We start from the raw sequence: 10,768 nt of genomic DNA, 5'->3' as shown, positions 1-10,768 counted from the left end.
ATTTTTAATTTTTAATTTTTAATTTTTAATTTTTAATTCGATAATATAATGTAGTAAGACTTTGAATGCTATTTTTTTAAATTGGTTACCACTAAGTACGCTGAAACAGTAATTGCTTTCTTTAAGCCTGAGTGTCACTCATAGCAAATAACGCTTATGTTAGTACTGTGGGGCTAAATTTTTGGCAGTTTGCTAATCAAGAAGATAAAAATTTAACCCAAATCCACCTTTAGTAAGTCTTGCAACACATGCACAATGGCCATGTGTTAGTGGGAAACGCTTTAAAATATTGGAACCCTAGCTGTAATGAATAATCTACTCATACCCACAAGAATTCTGGTGAATGTTTTAATTTGGAATCGTGATGACGACATTGTTAAATTAAGCATTGGCTCAGGCATTATTTTACTCGCTATTCTTATTAATCAGAAAATTTTTCCAAATAGTAAAATAAAGAAGTATAGGTAAAATAAAACATTATTCTTCATAAAATCAAAATATATGATGCCTCATATTTTCCAGCTTGACATCTATTTTATCTTTTTGAGGGAGTTAACGTCAGTTATTTCAGTCTATTACTAAACGGTTTTCACATAATTCAGAGTTCAAAGTAAGCACTTTCTGCTGTTGTGAAAACCAGCACTGAATATTGTTTATGATGATGAACTGCTTTTATTCAAACAGACTTATCTGATGCGGTGCTTTACTTTGTGGGAGCAATAATTCGACGACTTCGTCATGTTTTGTCTTTAGCTGACTGAGTATCATTTGGATCAACAATAGATGTTCATTAGATACTTCCTTTTATCTAAACCCTGGGGGCAGCATTCGCTGTGCAAATCGTCTTTCCTGACGATTTTTCAATGCTCGCTATAGCCTTAACCGCACCACCGCATTGCTCACAGGTTTCTATTTCTATCCCAAAACCCGTTTAAGTCTTTGTGCCCCGGTCATCGACTGGTGTTTTTGTGCCCATGTTCCCAAAGCCCTGTCGGCAATGCTTGTTTAGTCTTATTTCGTTTTGCCGGCGTTATTATCACGCGGTGCCGAGAGTTCGCAAGCAAGCGATTTGATGAGTCTCTAACTTTGATAAGTCTCTAACATAGGCACTTAAGTTAGATTCAGTTATCTCGATAAACAGTAATGAAAATGCCACTCATTGTGTGAGTGGCATTTGTTAGCAGACGTTAATTTGAAGCTTATCTATTGTTGGCTTTAATCTAACCCCAAAAAACCACCCGTTTGGTGAGCCCAGAGTTGCGCATAGATCCCGCTGGCATTAATGAGCTCTTGATGGGTGCCTTGTTCAACAATACGACCTTGATCTAATACGATGAGTCTATCCATGGCCGCAATGGTCGAGAGTCGATGAGCTATGGCTATCACCGTTTTGCCTTCCATTAATTCATACAGTGACTCTTGGATCGCCGCTTCAACTTCAGAATCTAATGCTGAAGTGGCCTCATCTAATAACAAAATAGGGGCATTTTTTAATAACACACGTGCAATGGCAATCCGTTGACGTTGGCCACCTGATAGTTTTACCCCACGTTCGCCGACTTGAGCATCAAGCCCTTTATTACCAAAGGGATCGGATAAGCTTTCAATAAAGCCAGCCGCTTGTGCTTGAGTGATTGCCGCCATTAATTGTTCATCACTTGCATCTGGGTCGCCGTAAAGGATATTTTCACGGATCGAACGGTGCAACAAGGATGTATCCTGAGTCACCATACCAATATTTGCCCGTAATGAATCTTGAGTAATATCGGTTATAGCTTGATTATCAATGAGTATTTGACCTTTTTCAACGTCATAAAAACGCATTAATAAGTTCACTAAAGTCGACTTACCTGCACCAGAACGCCCGACAAGACCCACTTTTTCACCCGCTTTAATATTCAGGTTTAGCTGTTCAATGACGCCCGCTTTTTCGCCATAATGAAAACAAACCTGATTAAATTCTATTTTGCCCTGATTAACAACAATGTCTTTGGCGTCGGGTTTATCTTGGATGGCAATGGGTTTAGACAGAGTATTCATACCATCTATCACAGTGCCTATATTTTCAAACAGTGAACTAATTTCCCACATGATCCATTGTGACATGCCGTTTAGGCGTAATGCTAAACTGACCGCAATAGCAATGGCACCGACAGTAATCGCACTGTCAGCCCATAACCAAATAGAGACAGCGGTAATGGTAAATGCTAAAAGATAATTGATGATTTGTACCAAGACATTAATGACAGTGACCAAGCGCATTTGGCCATAAACGGTTGTTAAAAAACGCATCATACTGTCTTGAGCGTAGTCAGCTTCTTGGCTGGTATGTGAGAATAGTTTTACCGTTGATATATTGCTATAACTGTCAACAATGCGGCCGGTCATGTTTGAACGCGCATCGGCTTGTTCTGTTGATATCGCTTTTAGCTTGGGGACTAATTTCCATTGGATCAATACGTATGCCACGAGCCACGCGAGCATGGGTAACATTAAACGCACATCAGCAGCGGCAATCATGACCAGCATAGAAGTAAAGTACACTAAAATATACATAAGTACATCCAGTAACTTCATGACCGTTTCACGCACCGCAAGCGAGGTTTGCATAACCTTTGTGGCAATTCGGCCAGCAAAGTCATCTTGATAGAATGACACACTCTGCTTGAGTAAATAACGATGCGCTTGCCAGCGAATGGCCATGGGGTAGTTACCCAAAAGCGTTTGATGCACGATAGAGGAATGTAACCAGACAATTACAGGAATGACCACTAATACCATCACCGACATAGCGATAAATGTTGTGCCTTCATCTTGCCACAATGTTTGCGGATCTTTGGTCACTAATAAATCCACTAATTGGCCCATAAAACCAAACAGCGACACTTCTAAGATAGCGAGTACCGCCGTAAGTACCGACATGATAATTAATGGTAAACCAAATCCGCGGGTGTAATGGCGGCAAAAGGCATATAAGGTGTTAGGTGGTTGAGTGGGTTCTTCTTCTGGTAATGCTTGGGTCAATGATTCAAAAAATTTAAACATCTAATGCTCTGACTTCATGATGATAATTCTGCCGCCTAGGATAACGTAAAATGGCCACATGTCATGGGTTAAATTGTTACTATATACGAAACGAATGAGTTCAGTTTCCCGCGAGTCGTGGTGGTTGTAAGGCTGTAAAGTAATAATATTAAAACGCAGTGAAGAGAAAATGGTTCAGTTTTACGATTAAACATCTTGAAGATGATAGAGATGAAATAGACCAATGGCGAACATTAACACCGAGTTTATTACGCCAAAAGAGTCGATGCTCAACGGATGTTACTCAACCTCATAAAGAAAACTAAGTCAGTACTAACATAAAACTAATCACCTTAACATTAGCCTCTCGGCCCCCTCTTAACTTTTCAAAATGCTGGCTTTCATGCCTTTCGTCAAGTCGACAATATGGAGGTCATTGATGATTTTTCGGGGCGCTACGCTCAAACGTTTTCAATAAATGGTGTGAAAGGATTGTTTTTACATTTCTGCGAATGCGAATAAACCTCAACTTGATGTGAGTATTTACTTGCTTGATACTAATGATATTAAGTGCTTACACAATATTGTGATGCAATTACCCCGCATGTTCGATTTGGATACCGACATGAATGTTATCCAGCAGTATTAGCCGCCTCAGCAGGATAATTTCTCAACTCGCTTGCTTGAAATCTGTTTAATATTCGCATGCTAACGGGCTTGGTAATTTCATACATTGCAACCTTAGCTCGGCTAAAAAATGTCTTGCCGCAGGGCCAAGGCTATCAACATCTTTAAAAATCAAATGAAGTTGTGATGAGCGTTTACTACTATGGCTTAATCGCAACGGTTTTAGCTGAACCGCTTCAAGTTGTTTTTTTATCGAAGTACCTGGTAGCCATGCAAAGCCCAACCCCTTACAAATCATGTCAATAGATGTTTGTTTATGACTTACTGTCCAGCGCTGATTTGCCCCCAGCCAGCCTTCATCTTTTTTAGTGGCAAGTGCAGAATCTCGGACAACGATTTGGCGATGGCCTTTAAGATCTTCTAGCGTTAACTCGCGATCAAGTGCATGTAGCGCATGCTCAGGGCTGGCAACCGCAATAAATTCGATGTAACACAAAGACTCACTAAAACCATCACGCAAAGTGATAGGTGATATAGCGATATCAACCTCAGTATTTTCTAGCAGTTCACTCGCGCCGTTGAGCACAGATTCAATCAATTCAATTTGCAGCATCGGGTATTGCATCGAGACATTTTCCAGCACTTGATAGAGTACCGATTGGGGGAAGATCTCATCAACAGCAATTCTTAACTTACTTTCCGTTCCTTGCCCTAAGGTTTGACCGACAGCTTCTATTTTTGCTGCTTCATCAAGTAAAAAATTTGCCCGCCTTAACATTAACTCGCCCACTTCAGTTAATAGCGTTTTTCGACCTACAATTTTGAACAGCTTAATTTCTAAAGACTCTTCTATTTTTCCAACCGCACTGTGGATACTCGACTGACTTTTATGTACACCTTGTGAAGCTTGGTTAAAGCCGCCAAACTCTACAACAGAGCGAAACATCCGCCATTGCTCTAACGAAATTCTTAACATTGACGATTTCCTTTTTTATTTTAATTTTTTAACTTTTTAACTTTTTAACTTTCTAATTATGTTAAGCAAACAGCCTTCCACCTGACACCTTTTCACCCTATTCTAATGACTTTCGTTAACGAGTTATCAATAAGTCATTTGCGTCAGTGAGATTATTTCATCGTCTATCTTGCATAAAATAACCTATATTCGTTTAAATATAACAATATCTATTAAAATAAAACTATTTCTTGGTTTTTTCACCGTATAACTTTACAGCTAATATTATTAACAAAGGCTAGAAACATTCTATTTAATAGAATGAAACGTGCGTATTTTAATAATTTTACTTTACTCAAAATTGACTAATACTTACGGCTACATTTTCAACTTTAGTTTTATTTCTCTAGGTAGGTTTTTAATTATGAAAAATATTTTATTAATTAATTCATCATTAAACGGTGAACAAGGCAATTCAACAATATTAGCAAAAGAACTTTTATCAACGTTAGAGGCAAAATCTAAAGTTAATATTATTGAACGAGATTTAGCCAAACAAGCATTGCCTCATTTAAGCCAACAAGAAATGCTCGCTTGGATGACACCAATTAACGAACGCAATGAAGAGCAAGTACAGCTAGCGAGTACTTCAGATATTCTGGTTGAAGAGCTACAAGCCAGTGATATGATTATTATTGGTATGCCCATGTATAATTTTGGTATTCCATCAAGCTTTAAAGTATGGATTGATCGCATAGCCAGAGCTGGTATTACCTTCAAATATACAGAACAGGGCCCTGTCGGCTTGCTCGAAGGAAAAAAAGCTATCATTGTCGCCGCCCGAGGGGGAATGTATGTTGGCACACCAAAAGATACCCAAAGCCAATACCTTAAAGACATACTAGCTTTTATCGGCATTTCCGATGTTGAATTTATTTATGCCGAAGGTTTAAGTATGCCAACAAAAGTAGCAAGTTTACAACAAGCTAGCGTAGATATAGCAGCTTTAGCGAACAAGTTATTGGCTGTTTAAGCTATAAACTATTTCATCTGCGGGGTGTCCGGTGTCGCCCCCATAATTACAAACTTACGTGTATAGGCAAAATAAAACGTCATTTTTCATACAATCAAAATACATGATGTCTGATATTTTCCATCTTGACATCTATTTTATCTTCTTGAGGGAGTGAACGTCGGTTATTTCAGTCTATTACTCAAGGATTTTTACATAATTCAGAATTCAAAGTAAACACTTTCTGCTGTTGTGAAAACCAGCACTGAATATTGTTTATGTTCATGAACAGCTTTTATTCAAACAGACTTATCTAAGGCTGTGCTCTATTTTGTGGCGGCAATAATTCGACGACTTCGTCATTTTTTGTCTTCCGCTGACTGAGTATCTTTTCGATCACCAACAGATTTTCATTAGACACATCACTGTGTCTAATCCTTTGCCAGCATTTGCTGTGCAAATCGTCTTTCCTGACGATTTTTCAATGCTTGCTATAGCCTTAACCGCACCACCGCATTGCTCACAGGTTTCTATTGTTATCCCAAAACCCGTTTAAGTCTTTGTGCCCAGATCATCGACTGGTGTTTTTGTGCCCGTGTTCCCAACGCCCTGTAGCCAATGCTTGTTTAGCCTTATTTCGTTTTGCCGGCGTTATTATCACGCGGTGCCGAGAGTTGGCAAGCAAGCGATTTGATGATTTGTACCAAGACATTAATGACAGTGACCAAGCGCATTTAGCCATAAACGGTTGTTAAAAAACGCATCATACTGTCTAGAGCGTAGTCAGCTTATTGGCTGGTATGTGAGAATAGTTTTACCCTTGATATATTGCTATAACTGTCAACAATGCGGCCGGTCATGTTTGAACGTGCATCGGCTTATTCTGTTGATATCGCTTTTAGCTTTGGGACTAATCTAAGATAGCGAGTACCGCCGTAAGTACCGACATGATAATTAATGGCAAAGCAAATCCGCGGGTATAATGGCGGCAAAAGGCATATAAGGTGTTAGGTGGTTGAGTGGGTTCTTCTTCTGGTAACGCTTGGGTCAATGATTCAAAAAATTTAAACATCTGATGCTCTGACTTCATGATGAATATTCTGCCGCCTAGGATAACGCAAAATGCCCAGATGTCATGGGTTAAATTGTTACTATATACGAAATGAATGAGTTCGGTTTCCCGCGAGTTGTGGTGGTTGTGCTACTGTAAAGTAATAACATTAATACGCAGTGCAAGAATATGTTGTGGTGCCTTGACCAATTGCTTCAAAAACCTGTAGCTCTCTGTCGGTCACCATCTGTATGTTAATAGTAATTTTTGAGCTGAGTCTTGTTTATTGATATAACCTAGCACAGCACAATGTAATATTATTGCTGCATACAATTCATCATAGTGCATTGATAAGACGATAATCCCCATTTGTGGTCACCAACAATAAAAATGTTTTGTACTTTTAGTCCAGACACTGACAAGATGGAAAGCATGAAGAATCATATTTTTTATTAACTTATGAAAAATAACGTTTTATTTTACCTATACACCCTGTAGTATTTTTAAAATAAATATTGTGGTTGTTTGGTGTTTGAGTTATTTGCGCTATAATTTTTATATACATAGCCCCCACACACGGGATGGCAAAACCACGTCAACTTACCACAATATATTTTAGCAAAAAAAATACCCTTCGCACTTGATTTTTATGTAGCTTATAGACCAACGATTTGAAAAATAGATGTTTATGCTCCTTTCAACCATGAGATAAAAACCACTATGAATATCATCAATAGGAACAATGTCAGAGTATACGGTAAAGGCGCTAAAACAATCGTTTTTGCCCATGGCTATGGTTGTGATCAATCTATGTGGCGGAGAGTCAGTCCGTCCTTTGAAGATGAATATAGAGTGGTATTATTTGACTATGTCGGCGTAGGTTTGTCTAATGCTGATGCTTATGATCCTCTGCGTTATTCAAGTTTGGCCGGTTATGCCAAAGATATTGTCGAAATTTGTACAGCTCTTGATTTGCAAGATGCGATCTTGGTAGGGCATTCGGTCAGCAGTATGATTAGCTTGTTAGCTGCAATCGAAATTCCCCATAGAATCTCAACGTTGATCATGATTTGCCCAACCCCACGCTATTTGAACGACCGACCCAATTACATCGGCGGCTTTGAACAGGCCGACATTGAAGGTTTGCTCGATACAATCGATCGCAATCAACCAGGTTGGGCAGCTCATCTCGCCGGTATTGTTGTAAATAACCCCGATCAACCAGAATTAGCACAAGAACTGGAAGACAGTTTTTGTGCCATGGATCCCGCCATAGCTAAGCGTTTTGCCAAAGCAACTTTTTTGGCAGATAACCGTTCTGATCTGGTTGGTTTTGACAAGCCCTGTTTGATCCTTCAGTGTCAGAACGATTTAGTTGCACCTAATGTCGTAGGCGATTATTTACATCAACATTTGCTTAATAGTCATTTGCAGCAGATGAAAGCGACCGGACACAGTCCTCATATGAGTCATCCGCTTGAAACCATCGAATTGATCAAAAAATACCTTGCCAGTAATGTAAAGCAGAACTAAAGAGTGAATATTTAGAGTGGATATTTCAAAATTTAATCTTATGGAGGCACCCTGCGGCTTGTTTATCTTTGATGACAGCTTAAGGGTAATGACGGTTAATCAAACCTTAGCCACTATGCTTAACCTTACGATACAAGACTTAGTGGGTAAAAATTTGGATGTAATGCTGACATCATCCAACCGTTTGCAGTTTCATCTGCAAGTGATGCCAATATTGCATCTTCAGGGGCATATTGAAGAGATTTCCATGTCTCTGGCTGGCGCAAAAGGGATCGAAATCCCGGTCATTTTTAATGCCGTGCGACGAGAAGTTCAGGGGAGTGCCTATACTGAATGTGTGGTCATGGCTATGAACGAACGTAAACGTCTGGAAGATGAGTTGTTTAATATAAAAAAAGCAACCGAACAAGTGCCCGGTTCCCTTTATCAATTTCAGCTTTTTGCCGACGGGAGTACCTGCTTTCCTTACACGAGTGAGGGAATACGTGATATCTATGAGTTAAGCCCGCTACAGTTAAAAAAAGACGCAGATTTAGCGTTTAAACGCATTCACTTGGATGATGTAGAGGTGCTCAAACAAGACATGGTGGATTCTGCCAAAAACCTCACTGTATGGCATCAACAATATCGTGTGATTTTACCCAAAGCGGGCATCCGCTGGCTGGAGGGTAATGCCACCCCTGAAGCCCGCGCCGATGGCAGTACAATATGGCATGGTTATATTAACGATATTACCGAGCGAAAAGCGTTAGAACTTTCGTTGTCCAACGAATTTGAACGCTCGCGAGTGACGCTAAGTTCCATCGGCGATGCGGTTATTACCACCAATGAGCGCCAAGTGGTCGAATACATCAACCCCATTGCAGAGCAATTAACTGGCTGGAAATTGGCCGATGCCATAGGTCAACCCGTAACTAGGGTGTTTAACATCATTAATCAACATACTCGGCTGGTGGCAAAAAGTCCTATTGCCCATGTTTTGCACGATGGTGCCATTGTTGGGCTGACTCGCGACACAGTGTTGCTCAGTAAGGATGGAAGTGAGTATTCGCTGGAATGCTCTGCAGCACCTATTTTTACCCTTGGTGATGTAATAACGGGTGTCGTTATGGTTTTTCGTGATGTAACCGGCCAAAAAAGACTGAAGGAGGAAGTGGATCATCATCGTGCCAGTCATGATCATTTGACTGGACTGACAAACCGCAGAGAATTTGATCGTAAATTACTTGAAATGTTTGATTCATCAATTTCTACTGGTGTTGCACATGTATTGTGTTCCATCGATTTGGATCAGTTTAAGATAGTCAATGACAGCTGCGGACATTCTGCTGGCAACACACTATTAAAAGAAATTTCGGCGATACTTACTCTAAACGTGTGTGACAAAGATCTGGTGGCGCGAACCGGGGGGGATGAATTTTCTCTTTTACTTGAGGGCTATGATCTCAAAGCGGCTCAACGAATAGCACAACAGGCTTGTGACAAAATTGCGAACATTCGTTTTTATCACAAAGGTAAATTTGTTCACGTCAGTGCCAGCATTGGCCTAGTAGCTTTCGATGGGAAATGGGAAAATGCCCAGGCAGTGCAACTGGCTGCCGTTAGCGCCTGTTTAGCTGCGAAACATCAAGGTGGCGGTCGTGTACAAATATATTCAGATACAGATTTAACGGTAATGGAGCTGCGAGATCAGATGCAGTGGGCTTCTCGCTTGCAACAAGCCATTAATGAAAATCGCTTTGAACTTTTTGCCCAACCCATCATGGCACTTGATAAACAAGCAGAACAAGGACTACATTTTGAAGTGCTATTGCGCTTACGTGATACCGATGGAAGTCTGGTCTCGCCTGCGTTATTTATGGCTTCCGCTGAACGATTTGGCTTAGCTGGACAAATCGATCGTTGGCTAGTAAATCGAGTCTTAGAGTGGATGAAAACCTATGCTCATGAGTTGGATAAAATTAATATAATCGCCGTAAACTTATCTGGAAAGTCGGTTGGTGATCGTGATTTTCATCACTTTTTGCTCGAGGCATTGGATCACGCTCAGGTACCGGTACAAAAAATTTCATTCGAAATTACTGAAACAGCAGCAATCGATAACCTGGATATCGCCACTGAGTTTATTACTATGCTGCATCAGCGCGGTGCGAAAATATCCCTCGATGATTTTGGCAGTGGTATGTCATCAATGGCTTATCTTAAAAAACTTGCGGTTGATTATTTGAAAATTGACGGACAGTTTGTGAAAGATATGGCAAACGACAGAGTTGATTGTGCGATGGTTCGTAGTATTAATGAAATTGCGCATTTAACCGGAAAAGTCACTATTGCTGAGTTTGTTGAAAATGCCGATATATTGATGTTATTAAAAGATATAGGTATTGATTTTGCCCAGGGATATCACATTGGCAAACCACAGCCAATCAATGAAATTTTTGCCTGGAAAAATATAACGAATACAAGACTAAGCGGTGAAGATCAGTAGATGGAATTTTCGTCGACAAAGGGCTGTCATAGCGTTGAACGTTGTTAACGCACTACTTTAACGTTTCTGACCCTGTTG

The 10,768-nt window shown here is 40.0% G+C and carries 8 protein-coding genes and 2 pseudogenes; 7 read left to right on the top strand and 3 right to left on the bottom strand.

From position 1 onward, the window contains the following. Nucleotides 1-285: 285 nt before the first annotated feature. Nucleotides 286-468: pseudogene (locus H4J65_RS18035) on the top strand (EamA family transporter); the annotation flags it as partial. A gap of 747 nt (nucleotides 469-1,215) precedes the next feature. On the opposite strand, the gene H4J65_RS07975 reads toward H4J65_RS18035, so the two are convergent. Further along, nucleotides 1,216-3,045 carry an ABC transporter ATP-binding protein gene (locus H4J65_RS07975; RefSeq protein ID WP_182197290.1) on the bottom strand — a complete coding sequence of 610 codons (1,830 nt, stop codon included), beginning with the start codon at nucleotides 3,043-3,045 and terminating at the stop codon, nucleotides 1,216-1,218. A 158-nt stretch (nucleotides 3,046-3,203) separates the two neighbouring features. Here H4J65_RS07975 and H4J65_RS07970 point away from each other — a divergent pair, with 158 nt between their 5' ends. Together H4J65_RS07970 and H4J65_RS07965 are read left to right on the top strand one after the other, a co-directional pair. Continuing rightward, the gene (locus H4J65_RS07970; protein ID WP_182197287.1) at nucleotides 3,204-3,350 is read left to right on the top strand and encodes a hypothetical protein; all 147 of its coding nucleotides are present in this window, start codon (nucleotides 3,204-3,206) and stop codon (nucleotides 3,348-3,350) included. A gap of 209 nt (nucleotides 3,351-3,559) precedes the next feature. Then, on the top strand, nucleotides 3,560-3,673 hold the full coding sequence (locus H4J65_RS07965; RefSeq protein WP_182197284.1) for a hypothetical protein: 114 nt from the start codon (nucleotides 3,560-3,562) through the stop codon (nucleotides 3,671-3,673). 45 nt (nucleotides 3,674-3,718) lie between these two features. Here the strand turns inward: H4J65_RS07965 and H4J65_RS07960 are convergent, their stop codons facing one another. Beyond that, nucleotides 3,719-4,627: a LysR family transcriptional regulator gene (locus H4J65_RS07960; protein ID WP_182182696.1), complete on the bottom strand. Its 909-nt coding sequence runs from the start codon at nucleotides 4,625-4,627 to the stop codon at nucleotides 3,719-3,721. A gap of 403 nt (nucleotides 4,628-5,030) precedes the next feature. Between H4J65_RS07960 and H4J65_RS07955 the strand changes: the two genes are divergently transcribed. After that, nucleotides 5,031-5,639 (top strand): FMN-dependent NADH-azoreductase, encoded by a 609-nt coding sequence (locus tag H4J65_RS07955; RefSeq protein ID WP_182197282.1) that lies wholly within the window; start codon nucleotides 5,031-5,033, stop codon nucleotides 5,637-5,639. A gap of 512 nt (nucleotides 5,640-6,151) precedes the next feature. Continuing rightward, nucleotides 6,152-6,373: a hypothetical protein gene (locus tag H4J65_RS07950; RefSeq protein ID WP_182197323.1), complete on the top strand. Its 222-nt coding sequence runs from the start codon at nucleotides 6,152-6,154 to the stop codon at nucleotides 6,371-6,373. Here the strand turns inward: H4J65_RS07950 and H4J65_RS07945 are convergent. Further along, nucleotides 6,356-6,690, bottom strand: a pseudogene (locus H4J65_RS07945) (hypothetical protein); the annotation flags it as partial. The gene H4J65_RS07950 and the pseudogene H4J65_RS07945 overlap by 18 nt on opposite strands. A 699-nt stretch (nucleotides 6,691-7,389) precedes the next feature. Here H4J65_RS07945 and H4J65_RS07940 point away from each other — a divergent pair. Both H4J65_RS07940 and H4J65_RS07935 read left to right on the top strand, forming a co-directional pair. Beyond that, complete coding sequence (locus H4J65_RS07940) at nucleotides 7,390-8,202, top strand: alpha/beta fold hydrolase (RefSeq protein ID WP_182197280.1); 813 nt, start codon at nucleotides 7,390-7,392, stop codon at nucleotides 8,200-8,202. 16 nt (nucleotides 8,203-8,218) lie between these two features. Continuing rightward, the gene (locus H4J65_RS07935) at nucleotides 8,219-10,690 is read left to right on the top strand and encodes an EAL domain-containing protein (protein ID WP_310649925.1); all 2,472 of its coding nucleotides are present in this window, start codon (nucleotides 8,219-8,221) and stop codon (nucleotides 10,688-10,690) included. Nucleotides 10,691-10,768 lie beyond the last annotated feature (78 nt).

The organism is Colwellia sp. MB02u-9, assembly GCF_014077085.1.
GTDB lineage: Bacteria > Pseudomonadota > Gammaproteobacteria > Enterobacterales > Alteromonadaceae > Cognaticolwellia.
The sequence above is the reverse complement of the archived record's forward strand: the minus strand, read 5'-3'. Positions and strand labels throughout refer to the sequence as shown.

Excerpts from the sequence above, each read along its gene's own strand:
- H4J65_RS07975 (WP_182197290.1), bottom strand. The coding sequence starts at position 3,045 with ATGTTTAAATTTTTTGAATCATTGACCCAAGCATTACCAGAAGAAGAA.
- H4J65_RS07960 (WP_182182696.1), bottom strand. The coding sequence starts at position 4,627 with ATGTTAAGAATTTCGTTAGAGCAATGGCGGATGTTTCGCTCTGTTGTA.
- H4J65_RS07955 (WP_182197282.1), top strand. The coding sequence starts at position 5,031 with ATGAAAAATATTTTATTAATTAATTCATCATTAAACGGTGAACAAGGC.
- H4J65_RS07940 (WP_182197280.1), top strand. The coding sequence starts at position 7,390 with ATGAATATCATCAATAGGAACAATGTCAGAGTATACGGTAAAGGCGCT.